Origin of the sequence: Frateuria sp. GZRR35 (assembly GCF_051900415.1) — a bacterium.
Lineage (GTDB): Bacteria > Pseudomonadota > Gammaproteobacteria > Xanthomonadales > Rhodanobacteraceae > Frateuria_A.
In genome coordinates, this window is the sequence record NZ_JBHZGL010000012.1 from 86,173 (window position 1) to 100,995 (window position 14,823).

Here is a 14,823-nt window from a genome sequence, read left to right on the forward strand (position 1 = left end):
GGTGGCGCAAGCCCAGGGCAACGCGCTCGGCGCGCTCGGCAAGCTGACGGAACTCCGCCAGCGCATCTTCTTCGTGATCGGTGCGCTGGTCGTCTTTCGTCTCGGCTCGTTCATTCCTGTGCCGGGTGTCAACCCGGAGGCGATGACGCGCCTGATCCAGGGTGGTGGCGGCCTGCTGAACATGTTCAACATGTTCAGCGGCGGCTCGCTGGAGCGCTTCTCGGTGTTCGCGCTTGGCGTGGTGCCGTACATCTCTGCCTCGATCGTGGTGCAGATGATGGGCTCGGTGATCCCGAGCCTGCAGGCGCTGCGCAAGGAGGGTGAGGCCGGTCGTCGCACGATGACCATGTACACCCGCTTCGGTACGGTGGGCCTATCCGCGTTCCAGGCGTTCGGCATCGCCGCTGCGCTGCAGACGCAGACGGCTGCCGGCGGTGCGCCGGTGGTTTATACGCCGGGACTTGGCTTCATCCTGTCCTCGGTGGTCGGCCTGACGGCCGGTTCGATGTTCCTGATGTGGCTGGGCGAACAGATCACCGAGCGTGGCATCGGCAACGGCATCTCGCTGCTGATCTTCGCCGGCATCGTGGCGGGCCTGCCTGGCGCAGTGTCCAGCACCCTGGGGATGGCCAGCAACGGCGAACTGTCGGTGCTGCGCCTGATCATGGTGGTGGGCCTGGTGCTCGCGGTGACGGCCTTCGTGGTGTTCATGGAGCGCGCCCAGCGGCGCATTACCGTGAACTACGCACGGCGATCCGGCGGCCAGCGGGCGTACATGAACCAGACGTCGCATCTGCCGCTGAAGATCAATATGTCGGGCGTGATCCCGCCGATCTTCGCCTCGAGCCTGCTGATGTTCCCGGCCACTGCGGTGAGCTGGTTCGGCGCAGGGCACCAGTCGCGCTGGCTGCAGGGCCTGACCCAGGCGATCGCGCCGGGCCAGCCGCTGTACGAGATCATCTATGCGGTGCTGGTGATCGTGTTCGCCTTCTTCTACACGGCGATCGTCTTCAACTCGCAGGAAACGGCCGACAACCTCAAGCGGTCGGGCGCGCTGATCCCGGGCATCCGTCCGGGCCGGGCCACCGGTGAGTACATCGACGGCGTGATGACCAGGCTGACGGGCGTGGGTGCAATCTATCTGGTGCTGGTGTGCCTGGTGCCGACGTTCATGCAGAACTACTGGCACGTGCCGTTCTACTTCGGCGGCACCTCGCTGCTGATCATCGTGGTGGTGGTGATGGACTTTACCGCCCAGGTGCAGGCGCACCTGGTCAGCCACCAGTACGAAAGTCTGCTCAAGAAGGCCAACCTCCGCCGCAACTAGTGGCTGCTGGGGCGAACGGGGTTGGTCACGTTGGAAGGCAGGCGGCACGGTGCCGCGGGGCTTTCCTGTTAGGGTAATTCAGGTTAAAATTGCGCGTTTACCGCGCAAGAAACGCATCGGAGAAAGTACATCATGGCGCGCATCGCGGGTGTCAATTTGCCGGTCCAGAAGCATGTCTGGGTTGGCCTGCAGAGCATCTACGGCATCGGCCGCAGCCGGGCCAAGAAGGTCTGTGCGGATGCCGGGGTGGTTCCGACCACGCCGATCAAGTCCCTCAGTGAGGGCGAGGTGGAGAAGCTCCGCCACGAAATCGGCAAGTACGTCGTCGAAGGCGACCTTCGCCGCGAGGTAGGCATCGCGATCAAGCGCCTGATGGATCTGGGTTGCTACCGCGGCCTGCGCCACCGTCGTGGCCTGCCGGTGCGCGGTCAGCGCACGCGTACCAATGCACGCACCCGCAAGGGTCCGCGTCGCGCGATCAAGAAGTAACGGACACCAATTATGGCCAAGCCTGTCAAGACCAAGAAGAAGATCAAGCGCGTTGTCACGGATGCCGTGGCCCACGTGCAGGCCTCCTTCAACAACACCATCGTCACCATCACCGACCGCCAGGGCAACGCGCTGTCGTGGGCGACTGCCGGCGGCGCGGGTTTCCGCGGTTCGCGCAAGTCCACCCCGTTCGCTGCCCAGGTCGCTGCCGAGAAGGCTGGCCGCGCGGCCGGCGACTACGGCGTGAAGACCGTGGAAGTGCGTATCAAGGGCCCCGGCCCGGGCCGCGAGTCGGCCGTGCGTTCGCTGAACGCGCTGGGCTACAAGGTCCTGAACATTATTGACGTCACGCCGATTCCGCATAACGGCTGCCGTCCCCCCAAGAAGCGTCGAGTCTAAGGAGTAACCCATGGCCCGTTATCGTGGAGCTACCTGCAAGCTCGCCCGCCGCGAGGGTGCGGATCTCAGCCTGAAGAGCCCGGCGCGCGCGCTGGACTCCAAGTGCAAGCTGGAAAACAAGCCCGGCCAGCATGGCGCCAACAAGCGCATGCGCATGTCCGACTACGCTGTCCAGCTGCGTGAAAAGCAGAAGGTCAAGCGCATCTACGGTGTGCTCGAGCGCCAGTTCAGCAACTACTACACCAAGGCGTCGACCCTCAAGGGCAACACCGGCGAGAACCTGCTGCGCCTGCTCGAGAGCCGTCTGGACAACGTCGTCTATCGCATGGGCTTCGCGGTCACCCGCGCCCAGGCCCGCCAGCTGGTCGCCCACAAGGCGGTGCTGGTCAACGGCAAGAAGGTCAATATCCCCTCGTACCAGGTCAAGCCGGGCGACGAGGTCGCGCTGACCGAGCGCGCGCGCAACCAGCTGCGCGTGCAGGAAGCGGCGACCGTGTTCGACACCATGGACCTGCGTCCGATCTGGCTCGAAGTGGACTCCAAGAAGTTCACTGGCACCTTCAAGGCGGTGCCTGACCGCGGCGACCTGCCGTCGGACATCAACGAAGCCCTGATCGTCGAGCTGTATTCGAAGTAATTACCGGAGCCCTGCATGGCAGTTTCGTCAACTAGTGTGCTGCGGCCTCGTGGCCTCAGCGTCGAGCAGCTCGGAGCCAACCGCGCCAAGGTGGTGGTGGAGCCGCTCGAGCGTGGCTTCGGCCACACCCTGGGCAACGCGCTGCGCCGCGTGCTGCTCTCGTCGATCCCGGGCAGCGCCATCATCGAAGTCGAAATCGATGGCGTGCTGCACGAGTACACCACCCTCGAGGGTCTGCAGGAGGACGTGATCGAAGTCCTGCTCAACCTCAAGGACGTGGCCATTCGCCAGCATTCCGGCGACGAAGTCACCCTGACCCTGTCCAAGAAGGGCAAGGGCGTGGTCACGGCCGGCGACATCGTCGTCGACCACTCGGTGGAAATCGTCAACCCCGAGCACGTGATCTGCCACCTGACCAAGGACATCGCGCTCAACATGCGCCTGAAGGTGCGTCGTGGCGTCGGCTACCAGCCGGCCAGCGCGCGCCAGCATCCGGACGATGAAGCGCGTCCGATCGGCCGCCTGCAGCTGGATGCTTCCTTCGCGCCGGTGCTGCGCGTGGCCTACGAGGTCGACGCGGCCCGTGTGGAGCAGCGCACCAACCTCGACAAGCTCGTGCTCGACATCGAGACCAACGGAACCATCGGTGCGGAAGACGCGGTCCGCAAGGCCGCCGAGATCCTCAACGACCAGCTGTCGGTGTTCGGCGATTTCTCGCGTCGCGAGAGCTCGGCCGACAAGGCGGAGAAGGGCGGGTTCGATCCGCTGCTGCTGCGCCCGATCGACGACCTGGAGCTGACGGTGCGTTCGGCCAACTGCCTGAAGGCCGAGAGCATCTACTACATCGGCGACCTGGTGCAGAAGACCGAGGTCGAGTTGCTCAAGACCCCGAACCTGGGCAAGAAGTCGCTCACCGAGATCAAGGACGTCCTTGGCTCGCGCGGCCTGGCCTTGGGCATGAAGCTGGAGAACTGGCCGCCGCCGGGCCTTTCGCACGGCATGCAGCTGGGTTGATGTTTGCGGCGGCGATCGCGAGATCGCCGTCGAAGTTTCAGGCTGGCGGGTAACTAGCGTTCCTGCCGGCCGTCTTCTTGGAGCGGTCGTTTTGGCTGCCCGTCGAAGGGCCGGTTTGGCCCATGCGGTCCTCGTGATCGCCATAGCAATAGACGGCCACCCATGGCCGCACTCCTCACGAGAGCCTGTTCTTAAAAGGCTCGAAACAGCGGGCAACCGCGGAAAACCGGACACAACCGCCGGTTTTTCATAACAACAGACCGAAGAGAGTTCACCATGCGCCACCAGAAATCGGGCCGCAAGCTCAACCGCACCAGCTCGCACCGCGAAGCGATGTTCAAGAACATGGCCGCCTCGCTGATCAAGCACGAGCTGATCCGTACCACCCTGCCCAAGGCCAAGGAGCTGCGCCGCGTCGCCGAGCCGCTCATCACGCTGGCCAAGGCTGATGGCGTCGCCAACCGCCGCCTCGCCTTCTCGCGCCTGCGCGACAAGGAAGCGGTGGGCAAGCTGTTCGTCGAACTGGGCCCGCGCTACCGCGAGCGTCCCGGCGGCTATCTGCGCATCCTGAAGTGCGGTTTCCGCCCGGGTGACAACGCGCCGATGGCCTACGTCGAGCTGGTGGATCGTCCGCAGACGGCTGTTGCCGCCGACGCGGAGTAAGCCTCGAACGTACGGGCGTCCAGACGTCCAAACGACAAACCCCGGCCGGGCGACCTGCCGGGGTTTTTCTTTTTCCGGCCGGCTTGCTGACAGCGGACCAGCAAGCGGGTAATGTCGACTTTCCGCAACGCAACATGCCGCCATGAATCCTCTGCACTGGTCTTATCGCGTCAGCTTCCTCCTGGGTTTCCTGATCTGCGTGGCCCTGCTCGGCTTCGCGCTGTACACAGAGCACGCGTGGGGGTTGATTCCGTGTCCGCTGTGCATCTTCCAGCGCATCGGCTTCCTGGTGATGGCGGTCTTTTTCCTGGTCGGCGCGCTGCATGCGCCCCGGCGTGGGCTGCGCTGGGTCTACACCGGGGGCGTGCTGCTGGGGGCGCTGTGGGGTATGGCCGTGGCGGGGCGCCATCTATGGATCCAGTCGCTGCCGGCCGACCAGGTTCCCTCGTGTGGCCCCCCGCTTGATTACATGTTTGACGCCTTCCCGTTCGCCCAGGTGCTGCGCATGGTCTTCACCGGTTCGGGCGAATGCGCCAAGGTCGAGCCGGTGCTGGGTCTGCCGATGCCGGCCTGGACGCTGCTGTGGTTCGTGCTGCTGGCAGTGCTCGCCCTTGTCGCCACTGTGCGTCGCATTCCCGACCGGACAATGCCGTGAACGATCGACCCAACCGTATGGCCGAGGCGCCTGCCGACTGGGCGCCGGCTTCCTGGCAGCGGTGCGTTGCCCTGCAGCAACCACACTACGAGGATGCGGCGGAGCTGGCGCGTGCCACCACGCAACTGGCGGCCTTGCCGCCGCTGGTGACCTCCTGGGAGGTGTTGGCGCTCAAGCAGGCACTGGCCGAGGCGCAGGAGGGCGAGCGTTTCCTGCTGCAGGGCGGCGACTGCGCCGAGAGTTTCGCCGACTGCACCAGTCCGGTGATCTCCAACCGGTTGAAGGTGCTGCTGCAGATGAGCCTGGTTCTGGTGCACGGGCTCAAGAAGCCGGTATTGCGCGTGGGTCGGTTCGCCGGCCAGTATGCCAAACCGCGTTCGGCCGACACCGAAACCCGGGATGGCTTGACGCTGCCAAGCTTCCGCGGTGACGTGGTCAACGGACCTGCCTTCACTGCCGGGGCGCGCCGTGCCGATCCGCAGCGCCTGATCCAGGCGCATGCGCATTCGGCACTGACCATGAACTTCGTGCGCGCGCTGATCGACGGCGGGTTCGCCGACCTGCATCACCCGGAATACTGGGACCTGGCCTGGGTCGAGCATTCGCCGCTGGCGGCCGAGTATCGCCGCATGGTCGCCGCTATCGGCGATTCGCTGCGCTTCATGGAAACACTGGCCGGCCCCATTGCCAGCTTCTCGCGGGTCGACTTCTTCACCTCGCATGAGGCGCTTTTGCTGCATTACGAGGAAGCGCTGACCCGGCAAGTGCCGCGCAACCCCGGCTGGTTCAACCTGTCTACGCACTTCCCCTGGATCGGCATGCGCACGGCGGCGCTGGAAGGCGCGCACGTGGAGTATTTCCGCGGCATTCGTAACCCTGTCGCGGTGAAGGTAGGACCGTCGGTGACCGCGGAGCAGTTGCTCCCGCTGATCGACGCTCTCAATCCACACGACGAGCCCGGACGGCTGACCCTGATCCACCGCATGGGCAACGCGTCCATCGCCCATGCACTGCCGCCACTGCTGGAGGCGGTCCGGCGCGAGGGACGGCGCGTGTTGTGGGTCGCCGATCCGATGCACGGCAACACCGAAAGCACATCCAACGGCTACAAGACCCGCCGCTTCGACAACATCCGGGGCGAGCTTGACCAGGCGTTCGACATCCACGCGGCTGCGGGGACGCGGCTGGGTGGCGTGCACCTCGAACTGACTGGCGAGGACGTGACCGAATGCATGGGTGGCGCCCGCGATCTGTCCGAGACGGATCTCAAGCGGGCCTACAAGTCCATGGTCGATCCGCGGCTCAATTATGAGCAGTCGCTGGAGCTGGCCATGTTGATCGTGCGCAAGTCCGAGGGTGTTGCGGGGTGAGGTCGGGCGTGCGCCGGAAAGTGCACGGGCGGAAACCGCATTGCTTGGTCAGCGCATAAATGACAGACGTCACCGGCAGTAGCTGGCAGTAAGTACTGGGCTCACCCGGCGTGCCGGGCCACGCTTGAATGCAGGCACATAGGAGAGACGGACCATGGCAAGGCAAGCCCCGCGCGCTGACTCGCGCGTCGACGTTTGGACCGTGGTTGGGCTGGCATTGTTGCTGCTACCGCTGCTGACGATGGCGCACGAGCTGATGGGGCATGCTCTCGCTTGCGTGGCGACCGGGCACCAGCCCAGCCAACTGGGTGCGTACTACGTCGAATGCAGCGGCACTGGCGGCTGGAGCCGGCGCCTGGTGGCGATGGCCGGCACCTCGATGGACGTGCTGCTCGCCTGCGTCGGCTTCCTTTTCTGGCATTTGGCGAACCGTCCGCTGGCGCGGCTGGCGTGGTGGATCGTGTTTACCGTCAAGGGCATGGTGGCTGCCGGATACTGGATGTTTTCCGGCCTGACCAATCTGGGTGACTGGGGGCCGGCCGACGGTGGCGGCATCGGTCCGTTACCCTGGCCTTGGGCATGGCGCCTGCTGCTTTTTGGGGTGGGGCTGGTCGCCTATATCGCGGTAACGCGCAAGGCCATCGCCATGATGGCCGTCATGCTGGGGGGCGGACCGGCTGCGCAGCGTACGCAACGGACGGTGGCGATGACGCTCTACATTGTCGGAGGCATCGCGGCCGTGCTGGTCAGCCTGTTCAACCCGCTGGGGATATTCATCACGCTGGTATCCGCCGTCGCATCTTCCTTCGGCGGAACGGCGGGCCTGTTCAATGTCGCTTATGCCCGGTCACGGGAGCGGCCGCCGACCGATTTTGCGGTAGGGCGCCATCGGTCGCTGGTGGTGGCCGGCATGGCCATGACTATCGCCTTCGCTGCCATCCTGGGGCCGACCATCACGCTGGGTTGAGCGCGCCGCGGTAGCTGACCCCATCCGCCGTTGCACGACAGGCGTTAGTGCAGCGCCAGCCCCCAACGGTTGGCGCGCGGCATGCCATGTCTTGCCGGGTCGAGCGACAGTGCCACGAAACGCGCACGTCCCACGATTTCCTCACGCGGCACGAAACCAAAGAATCGCGAGTCATAGCTGTCGTCGCGGTTGTCGCCCATGGCCAGATAATGACCCGCGGTGATTGTGACGGGGCCATAGTTGCTGGCAGGGCTCGGTAGGTAGCGCGATAGCCGGATGAAATGCTCGGATCCGCCACCCAGCGATTCCATCGCATAACTTGCCGGCAGGGCCCGGTCCGCCGCGATATCCACCACCTGCGCGGGCCGATAATGCGCGGTATGGCCGTTGATGTAGAGCACGTTGCTGCGCAGCGCGACGGTATCGCCCGGCAGCCCGATCACGCGCTTGACCAGCCGCTCGCCCGTCGCGGCCGAGTCGATGATCACGATGTCTCCCCGCCGGGGATCCGCCCGGTGCCACAGCGAGACGTGCGTGAAAGGCAGGCGCAGGTCGTAGGCCATGCGGTCGACCACGATGCGGTCACCGATGTGGATGGTCGGCTGCATGGAGCCGGTCGGAACGGTGTTCCAGTCCGCCAGCGCGCTGCGGAAGACCAGCATGCCGAGCAGAAACAGGAAGAAACCGCGGTTGCGGAGCAGGAAGCGTGCGAAGGCGTGCATGGACAGGTCCTTTGCCGGGAGTGCCTGTCTTAAGACCGCCAAGCCGCTCGCCGGTTCCGCTACCGGCAACATCCTCCTTGCCCTGCACCGGCGGACAAAGCACATCGCCCCAAGGAGCAACACGCGGCAATCGCCAGCTTCGGCTTGAGCAGTGCACCGCAGCCGGGCAGTCGTTGAAGAACAGGCAGGCATCGGTCGGCATGGTTTCCACCGACCGATGCCCGCGGTGCGGGCACGTCAGGGCGCTTTGCAGGCCCGGGCTACGGTGCTCAGCGCGAACCCGCAACCGGCTTGCCGCCGACGGTGTCCAGGAAGCGCGGAGGCTGCCAGGCCTGGGCCTGCTGCTCGAAGCCGTAGGCGATCGAGATCAGCGTGGGCTCGCTCCACTTCGCGCCGAACAGCACGATGCCCACCGGCAGGTCATGCGCGAAGCCGGCCGGCACGGTGATGGACGGATAGCCGGCCACTGCCGCCGGTTGCGATGCGCCGCCAACCGTCGGATCGCCGCTCACGATGTGGTCGCCGAGCACCAGGTCGGTGACGAAGGCCGGACCCCACGACGGCGCCAGCAAGGCGTCCAGGTGATTCTTGGCCAGCGCCGCGTCGATGCCCTCGGGGCCGGCCAGCCGCTTGGCCTTGGCCAGCGCGTCGGTGTAGTTCCTGTCGGTCAGCGGACCTTTGCCCTGCGCCTCCTCGAACAGCTCCTGGCCGAACCAGGGCATTTCCTGTTCCGCGTGCGCCTTGTCGAAGGCGATGAGGTCAGTGAGCGTCCTCATCTTGAGGTTCGGCCGGCTGGCCAGATACGCGTTGATGTCGTGCTTGAACTCATACAGCAACACGGTCATCTCCGGTCCGCCGAGGTCGGCCAGGTGCGGCACGGTCACCGGGTCGACGATGATCGCGCCTTGGGACTTCATCAACGCGATGGCCTGCTCCAGCACGCGGTCGGCGTTGGGTTCGGCGCCGGCGAGCTGGCGCACCACGCCGATGCGCTTGCCCTTGAGTCCATTGGGGTCGAGGAAACGCGTGTAGTCGGTGGCGTGCTTGTCCGCTTCGGCGGTCGCCGGATCGCGCGGATCGCTGCCGGCGATCACGCTGAGCAGGGCCGCGGCATCAGCCACGCTGCGTGCCATCGGGCCGGCGGTGTCCTGGCTGTGTGCGATCGGCACGATGCCGCTCCGGCTGACCAGACCCAGCGTGGGCTTGATGCCGACGATGCCGTTGCTGGCGGCAGGGCAGATGATCGAGCCATCCGTTTCCGTGCCGATCGCCACGGTCACCAGGCCGGCGGCCACCGCCGCGCCGGAACCGGCACTCGAACCACAGGGATTGCGGTCGAGCACATAGGGATTCTTCGTCTGCCCGCCACGACCGCTCCAGCCGCTGCTGGCGTGGCTGGAACGGAAGTTGGCCCACTCACTCAGATTGGTTTTGCCCAGCACCAGCGCGCCGGCCTTGCGCAACCGTTCGACCAGTCCGGCGTCGCGCGGTGCCGGCGCGTCGGCCAGCGCCAGCGAACCGGCGGTGGTGAGCATGCGGTCGCCGGTGTCGATGTTGTCCTTGAGCAGCACCGGCACGCCGTAGAGCGGGCCACGCTTGGCGCTGGCGCGACCGGCGTCGAGCGCGGCGGCGAGCTTCAGCGCGTCGGGGTTGGTTTCGATCACCGAGCGCAGGGTCGGTCCGGCCTGGTCGATCTGCGCGATGCGGTCGAGGAACTGCCGCGCCAGCGTGCGACTGTCCAGCGTGCCGGCGTCCATCTGCTGCTGCAGCTGGTCGATCGAGGCCCAGGCGAGCGGCTGGGGCGGTTGCGCCGCCATCGCTGGACCGGCGAGCAGCAGGGAGATGAGCAGGGCAAGGCGGGCGGGCGAGGGTTTCACGGCGGCCTCCGATGGGTCGGTGTGCAATGGCGCATGACGGTGCGGCATGGTGTCGCGCCGGCGCAGCATATCCCTCCCGCGCGCCTGCCGCGCATCCAGCCGCTACCTATAATCCCACGCATGAGCCTGCTTTCCTCCGTGTGCCTGGCGCCGGCCCTCCTGGTCGTCGCGCTGTCCGCCACCGCCGTCCGGGCCGCAGACGCGCCCAACGTGCCCGATACCCTCAAGCAGCGCATCGCCGCCTGCACGGCCTGTCACGGCGAGCACGGCGAAGGCACGCCCGAGACCGGTTTCTTCCCGCGCCTCGCCGGCAAGCCGGCCGGCTATCTCGCGCGCCAGATCCGCAACTTCCAGGACGGCCTGCGCAAGTACGCGCCGATGGAATACACGGTGCGCGGCCTGACGCCCGAGTACATGCACGAGATCGCCGGTTACTTTGCCGCGCAGCAGGTGCCCTACCAGCGCTCGCCGTTGCCGCGTGTCACGGACGCGGCCCTCAAGCGCGGTGAAGTGCTCGCCACCCAGGGCGATCCCTCGCGCAAGGTTCCCGCCTGCGCGGCCTGTCACGGCGAGCATCTGACCGGCGTGGAACCGGACATCCCCGGCCTGGTCGGCTTGCCCTACGACTACATCAGTGCGCAGCTGGGCGCATGGCGTACGCATACGCGCGCGATGGTCGCTCCCGACTGCATGGCAACCATCGCCGGCCGCCTGAGCGAGGCCGACATCACCGCGGTCTCCGCCTGGCTTGCCGCCCGCGACGTGCCCGCGGACGTTCACGCCCAGCCGGCCGGGTCGGTGACGCCGCCACTGGCCTGTGGCGTCCTGCAGGCGAAGGAGGGCGCGCGATGAAGTGGCTCCTGCGCGGTTTCCTAGCCCTGCTGGTGGTGGCGATCGCCGTCGTCGCCTGGTGGCTGCTCGCCCGGCACCACGCAGCGTTGCCGCCCGCACAGACCACCGCCGCCAAGCTGCAGGACCCGGCCCTGATCGCCCGCGGCGCCTACCTCGCCACGATCGGCGACTGCGCGGCCTGCCATACCGCGCAGGGCGGCAAGCCCTACGCCGGCGGGCGCGCGCTGCCCACGCCGTTCGGCGAGGTGCCCGCGCCCAACCTCACGCCGGACGACGCCACGGGCCTGGGGCAATGGTCGTTCGATGCGTTCTGGCGCGCGTTGCACGAAGGCGTCGGACGCGATGGCCATGCGCTCTACCCGGCCTTCCCGTACACCTCCTACACGAAGGTCAGCCGCGAAGATGCGTTCGCGCTGTTCGCCTACCTCAAGACCCTGCCACCGGTGCGCAACCAGACGGGCGCCCCGTCGTTGCGCTTCCCCTACGACCTGCGGGCCGGCCTGGCCACCTGGCGCACGCTCTACTTCCGCCCCGGCGAATTCGTGCCCGACCCGAAGCAATCGGCGCAGTGGAATCGCGGCGCCTATCTGGTGCAGGGCCTGGGCCACTGCAACGAATGCCACGTCGCGCGCGACAACCTCGGTGGCCTGCCCAGCAACGAAACGCTCACCGGCGGCCAGATTCCCGCGCAGAACTGGTACGCCCCCGACCTCAGCACGCACGCCCACGGCGGCCTGGAAGGCTGGAGCACAGACGACATCGTGACGCTGCTTCGCACCGGCCAGTCGCGCAAGGGCGCCGCGTTCGGGCCGATGGCCGACGTCGTCATGCAGAGCACGCAGCACATGCGCCAGGACGACCTGCGCGCCATCGCCATCTACCTGCAGTCGCTGCCGCCGCGCCCCGCGCCGGCGCAGGGCGGCAGCCGGGTGGACGCCACCGCGCTGCTCGACCGCGGCGCCGACCTGTACGACCGGCAGTGCAGCAGTTGCCACGGCAAGGACGGCCGGGGCGTCGCGGGCGTCTACCCGCCGCTGGCCGGCAACTCGTCAGTGACCGAGCCGACCGGCATCAATGCCATCCGCATCGTCCTGCTCGGCGGTTTCGCACCCACCACCGCCGCCCACCCGCGCCCCTACTCGATGCCGCCGTTCGCGCAGCAGCTGAGCGATGGCGACGTCGCCGCGGTGGTGACCTACATTCGCCACGCCTGGTCGAACAACGCCGCGCCAGTGATGGAGCGCGACGTCGCCGCCTATCGGCACACGCCTGTCGAATAGCCAGCGGACAGGCGCAGCGTTCGCCATGCATCGCGTCGCGCGAGGGGCGAGCGGCTAGTCGAGCCGGGCCTGCCTCGCCAGCACGCGCCAGGGCTCGATGTCCCAGTGGCGGCGGGCCTGGCCCGAGGGCGAGGGCAGGGCGAAGACACGGGTGGTGCCGATGCGCTCGGGCTGCGGTCCGTAGGCCTCGATCGGCCGGCCCAGCGCCGCCCGTGCGGCCGCCTTGCTGGTGAAGGCGAGCAGGCGCGGCTGGAAGCGTTCGATCTTGGCCATCATCGCCGGGACGTTGAAAGCATCGCGCGGCAGGTCGGCGTCGTTGCCGCTGTGTCGCTTGGCGAGGTCGGTCAGGCCGATGCCCAGTTCAAGCAGGTCCGGATACTCGGCCGGCGTGAAGCGGCGCGGCGTGATGCCCGCCTCGTGCAGCGCGCGCCAGAACAGGTTGCCCGGGTGTGCGTAGTAGGCGCCTTCGCGCGCCGAGCGTTCCCCTGCGGCCGTCCCGCAGAACACCAGCGCCAGGCCCGGGCGCAGCAGGTCGGGCAGGATGTGCTCAGCCGGTCGGTTCATCGAGCAGGAAGTCGGTGAACTGGAAGCGCTCGTCGCGCAGCACCGACTCGCCGCGGCGCAGGCGCAGTTCGCGGGCGAACAACGGGCCGCCGCAGCTCAGCGTGTGGAACTCGCCGTGCTCGCCGCACGGGTCGACGCCTGCCGGCAGGCTGTCGAGCAGCGCACCGTCGTAGGGGCGGCCGCAGTAGTCCGCCGCCAGCTGTTGCGTGTCCACGCAACACAGCAGCGCGCGATGCCCCTCGCCCACGAAGCGGCGCGACAGGGCCTGGGTGTCCTCGCCCCAGATGGGAAACACGGCGCGCCATTGCGCGCGGCCGAGCTGGCGCACGCGGTAGTCGCGCACGTCCTGCAGGAACAGGTCACCGAAGGCGCAGTGGCGGATGCCCGGCCAGCGCATCCGTGCCTGGGCCAGCGCACGCTCGTGCGCCGCTTCGTAGGCCTCGTTGCTGCCGGGCCAGTCCATCTCGACTTCCAGCAGCGGCAGGCCCAGCGCATCGGCCTGCGCGAGCAGGATGTCGCGCCGCACGCCATGCATGGCGATCCTTCCATAGGTGCGGTTGACGGTCGTCAGCAGCGCGACCACCTGCCACTGCGGATCGGCGCGCAGCCGCTGCAGGGCCATCAGGCAGTCCTTGCCGCCGCTCCAGGCGAGGAGGATGGGTGTGGCGCTCATCGGCCTACTTTACGGCAAGGCGGATGGCCGTCTGAACATTGCGACCATGACCCGCCCACGCGACGTGGACGCGCGAACCGGCACGGTAGGCCGATGACGGAAAACCTGCTGGAGATCTGGAACGGCCAGCCCTGGATCCGCCTGGGCGTCACGGTGATCGTGGCGTTGCTGGTCGCGATCGTCGTCCACCGGCTGGTGCGCGCGCTGCTTTGGCGTGTCAGCGACGGGCATCCGATGGCGCGCGAGATGCTCAGGCAGGCGCGCTCGCCGATGGGCTGGCTGGTGCCGCTGCTGGTGCTGGTGGTGGCGCTGCATACACGCCCCGAGGCGGACGAACTGCACATCACCGCGTCGGCCGAGCAGATCCTGGTGATCGCCCTGATCGCGGTTGCCACGTGGCTGGGCGTGCGCTGCATCAACGCAGTCGAGTTCTTCTTCTGCCGCCGCTTCCCGGTCAACACCGAGAACAACCTGCGCGCACGGCGGGTGCTCACGCAGGCGCGCGTACTGGGGCGCACGGGTTCCGTGCTGCTGATCCTGATCGGCCTGGCCGCGTGCCTGATGATGATTCCCGGCGTGCGTCAGATCGGCGCCAGCCTGCTTGCCTCGGCGGGCCTGGCCGGCCTGGCCGTGGGCCTGGCGGCCAAGCCGGTGCTGAGCAACCTGATCGCCGGCCTGCAGATTGCCATCACCCAGCCGATCCGGCTGGACGACGTGGTGATCATCGAGGGCGAGTGGGGTCGCATCGAGGAGATCACCGGCACCTACGTGGTGGTGCGCATCTGGGACGAACGACGGCTGGTGGTGCCGTTGAACTGGTTCATCGAGAACCCGTTCCAGAACTGGACGCGTACCAGCTCGCAGCTGATCGGCACCGTCTACCTGTGGCTGGACTACCGCGTGCCGCTGGAGCCGCTGCGCGAGGAGGTCAAGCGCCTGTGCAAGGAGGCGCCGCAGTGGGACGGGCGAGTCTGCGTGCTGCAGGTGACCGATACCACCGACCGCACGCTGCAGATCCGCATCCTGGCCAGTTCGGCCGACTCGGGCAGCAACTTCGACCTGCGCTGCCACGTGCGCGAAGGGATGATCGCGTTCGTGCAACAGCACTATCCGGACAGCCTGCCGCGGGTTCGTGCCGAGGTGCGCGATCCGGCCGGCTGATGCCGATTGCGCTCAAGGGCGCCCGCCCGTCGACACCTTCCCCCGCGTTCGCGGAGGAAGGCTCGAAAGTGCAGCGGCTCGTGTTTGAGCCCCCGCGTTCGCTGAGGGGGTCGGAAATGCAGCGCCGCGCCTCTGATCCTTCCCCCGTTTGACGGGGGGGTGCCCGAAGGGCG

At 67.4% G+C, this 14,823-nt stretch carries 16 protein-coding genes; 12 read left to right on the forward strand and 4 right to left on the reverse strand.

Annotated elements, in window-relative coordinates; translation table 11 throughout:
- The first annotated feature begins 1 nt into the window (after position 1).
- The 9 genes from secY (at position 2) to ACFWZ3_RS14035 (ending at position 7,521) form a co-directional block, all read left to right on the forward strand.
- Complete coding sequence (gene secY / locus ACFWZ3_RS13995) at positions 2 to 1,327, forward strand: preprotein translocase subunit SecY (protein WP_439708296.1); 1,326 nt, start codon at positions 2 to 4, stop codon at positions 1,325 to 1,327.
- A gap of 132 nt (positions 1,328 to 1,459) precedes the next feature.
- Positions 1,460 to 1,816, forward strand: a complete 357-nt coding sequence (rpsM, locus tag ACFWZ3_RS14000) for a 30S ribosomal protein S13 (protein ID WP_017461853.1) — start codon at positions 1,460 to 1,462, stop codon at positions 1,814 to 1,816.
- 12 nt (positions 1,817 to 1,828) lie between these two features.
- Complete coding sequence (gene rpsK / locus ACFWZ3_RS14005) at positions 1,829 to 2,215, forward strand: 30S ribosomal protein S11 (protein ID WP_007513384.1); 387 nt, start codon at positions 1,829 to 1,831, stop codon at positions 2,213 to 2,215.
- Between the two features lie 10 nt (positions 2,216 to 2,225).
- A complete protein-coding gene (gene rpsD / locus ACFWZ3_RS14010) occupies positions 2,226 to 2,852 on the forward strand; it encodes a 30S ribosomal protein S4 (protein ID WP_439708297.1) in 627 nt (208 codons plus the stop codon).
- Between the two features lie 15 nt (positions 2,853 to 2,867).
- Positions 2,868 to 3,866, forward strand: coding sequence for a DNA-directed RNA polymerase subunit alpha (locus ACFWZ3_RS14015; protein WP_209619618.1), 999 nt, complete (start codon positions 2,868 to 2,870; stop codon positions 3,864 to 3,866).
- Between the two features lie 276 nt (positions 3,867 to 4,142).
- Positions 4,143 to 4,529 carry a 50S ribosomal protein L17 gene (gene rplQ / locus ACFWZ3_RS14020; protein ID WP_439708298.1) on the forward strand — a complete coding sequence of 129 codons (387 nt, stop codon included), beginning with the start codon at positions 4,143 to 4,145 and terminating at the stop codon, positions 4,527 to 4,529.
- A 142-nt stretch (positions 4,530 to 4,671) separates the two neighbouring features.
- Positions 4,672 to 5,184 (forward strand): disulfide bond formation protein B, encoded by a 513-nt coding sequence (locus ACFWZ3_RS14025; RefSeq protein WP_439708299.1) that lies wholly within the window; start codon positions 4,672 to 4,674, stop codon positions 5,182 to 5,184.
- A gap of 17 nt (positions 5,185 to 5,201) precedes the next feature.
- Entirely contained in the window at positions 5,202 to 6,554 is a 1,353-nt protein-coding gene (locus tag ACFWZ3_RS14030) for a class II 3-deoxy-7-phosphoheptulonate synthase (RefSeq protein WP_439708329.1), read from the forward strand.
- A 154-nt stretch (positions 6,555 to 6,708) separates the two neighbouring features.
- Positions 6,709 to 7,521 carry a hypothetical protein gene (locus ACFWZ3_RS14035; RefSeq protein WP_439708300.1) on the forward strand — a complete coding sequence of 271 codons (813 nt, stop codon included), beginning with the start codon at positions 6,709 to 6,711 and terminating at the stop codon, positions 7,519 to 7,521.
- A gap of 44 nt (positions 7,522 to 7,565) precedes the next feature.
- Here the strand turns inward: ACFWZ3_RS14035 and lepB are convergent, their stop codons facing one another.
- Together lepB and ACFWZ3_RS14045 are read right to left on the reverse strand one after the other, a co-directional pair.
- Positions 7,566 to 8,243, reverse strand: a complete 678-nt coding sequence (gene lepB, locus ACFWZ3_RS14040) for a signal peptidase I (protein WP_439708301.1) — start codon at positions 8,241 to 8,243, stop codon at positions 7,566 to 7,568.
- Positions 8,244 to 8,512: 269 nt separating this feature from the next.
- Positions 8,513 to 10,060, reverse strand: a complete 1,548-nt coding sequence (locus ACFWZ3_RS14045) for an amidase (protein WP_439708330.1) — start codon at positions 10,058 to 10,060, stop codon at positions 8,513 to 8,515.
- Positions 10,061 to 10,240: 180 nt separating this feature from the next.
- On the opposite strand from ACFWZ3_RS14045, the gene ACFWZ3_RS14050 reads away from it, so the two are divergent.
- The gene (locus tag ACFWZ3_RS14050; RefSeq protein ID WP_439708302.1) at positions 10,241 to 10,972 is read left to right on the forward strand and encodes a c-type cytochrome; all 732 of its coding nucleotides are present in this window, start codon (positions 10,241 to 10,243) and stop codon (positions 10,970 to 10,972) included.
- Positions 10,969 to 12,252 carry a c-type cytochrome gene (locus ACFWZ3_RS14055; protein ID WP_439708303.1) on the forward strand — a complete coding sequence of 428 codons (1,284 nt, stop codon included), beginning with the start codon at positions 10,969 to 10,971 and terminating at the stop codon, positions 12,250 to 12,252. The genes ACFWZ3_RS14050 and ACFWZ3_RS14055 overlap by 4 nt, the downstream gene beginning before the upstream one ends.
- Positions 12,253 to 12,306: 54 nt before the next feature.
- Here the strand turns inward: ACFWZ3_RS14055 and ACFWZ3_RS14060 are convergent, their stop codons facing one another.
- Both ACFWZ3_RS14060 and ACFWZ3_RS14065 read right to left on the reverse strand, forming a co-directional pair.
- Entirely contained in the window at positions 12,307 to 12,816 is a 510-nt protein-coding gene (locus ACFWZ3_RS14060) for a mismatch-specific DNA-glycosylase (protein ID WP_439708304.1), read from the reverse strand.
- The gene (locus tag ACFWZ3_RS14065) at positions 12,800 to 13,489 is read right to left on the reverse strand and encodes an ATP-binding protein (protein ID WP_439708305.1); all 690 of its coding nucleotides are present in this window, start codon (positions 13,487 to 13,489) and stop codon (positions 12,800 to 12,802) included. The genes ACFWZ3_RS14060 and ACFWZ3_RS14065 overlap by 17 nt, the downstream gene beginning before the upstream one ends.
- Positions 13,490 to 13,582: 93 nt before the next feature.
- Here ACFWZ3_RS14065 and ACFWZ3_RS14070 point away from each other — a divergent pair, with 93 nt between their 5' ends.
- Complete coding sequence (locus ACFWZ3_RS14070) at positions 13,583 to 14,650, forward strand: mechanosensitive ion channel family protein (RefSeq protein WP_439708306.1); 1,068 nt, start codon at positions 13,583 to 13,585, stop codon at positions 14,648 to 14,650.
- Positions 14,651 to 14,823: the final 173 nt, after the last annotated feature.

Coding starts and splice junctions, on each gene's coding strand:
- rpsM (WP_017461853.1), top strand. CDS start 1,460: ATGGCGCGCATCGCGGGTGTCAATTTGCCGGTCCAGAAGCATGTCTGG.
- ACFWZ3_RS14070 (WP_439708306.1), top strand. CDS start 13,583: ATGACGGAAAACCTGCTGGAGATCTGGAACGGCCAGCCCTGGATCCGC.
- ACFWZ3_RS14025 (WP_439708299.1), top strand. CDS start 4,672: ATGAATCCTCTGCACTGGTCTTATCGCGTCAGCTTCCTCCTGGGTTTC.
- lepB (WP_439708301.1), bottom strand. CDS start 8,243: ATGCACGCCTTCGCACGCTTCCTGCTCCGCAACCGCGGTTTCTTCCTG.
- ACFWZ3_RS14035 (WP_439708300.1), top strand. CDS start 6,709: ATGGCAAGGCAAGCCCCGCGCGCTGACTCGCGCGTCGACGTTTGGACC.
- ACFWZ3_RS14045 (WP_439708330.1), bottom strand. CDS start 10,060: ATGGCGGCGCAACCGCCCCAGCCGCTCGCCTGGGCCTCGATCGACCAG.
- rpsD (WP_439708297.1), top strand. CDS start 2,226: ATGGCCCGTTATCGTGGAGCTACCTGCAAGCTCGCCCGCCGCGAGGGT.
- ACFWZ3_RS14060 (WP_439708304.1), bottom strand. CDS start 12,816: ATGAACCGACCGGCTGAGCACATCCTGCCCGACCTGCTGCGCCCGGGC.
- ACFWZ3_RS14065 (WP_439708305.1), bottom strand. CDS start 13,489: ATGAGCGCCACACCCATCCTCCTCGCCTGGAGCGGCGGCAAGGACTGC.
- rplQ (WP_439708298.1), top strand. CDS start 4,143: ATGCGCCACCAGAAATCGGGCCGCAAGCTCAACCGCACCAGCTCGCAC.
- ACFWZ3_RS14055 (WP_439708303.1), top strand. CDS start 10,969: ATGAAGTGGCTCCTGCGCGGTTTCCTAGCCCTGCTGGTGGTGGCGATC.
- ACFWZ3_RS14050 (WP_439708302.1), top strand. CDS start 10,241: ATGAGCCTGCTTTCCTCCGTGTGCCTGGCGCCGGCCCTCCTGGTCGTC.
- rpsK (WP_007513384.1), top strand. CDS start 1,829: ATGGCCAAGCCTGTCAAGACCAAGAAGAAGATCAAGCGCGTTGTCACG.
- ACFWZ3_RS14030 (WP_439708329.1), top strand. CDS start 5,202: ATGGCCGAGGCGCCTGCCGACTGGGCGCCGGCTTCCTGGCAGCGGTGC.
- ACFWZ3_RS14015 (WP_209619618.1), top strand. CDS start 2,868: ATGGCAGTTTCGTCAACTAGTGTGCTGCGGCCTCGTGGCCTCAGCGTC.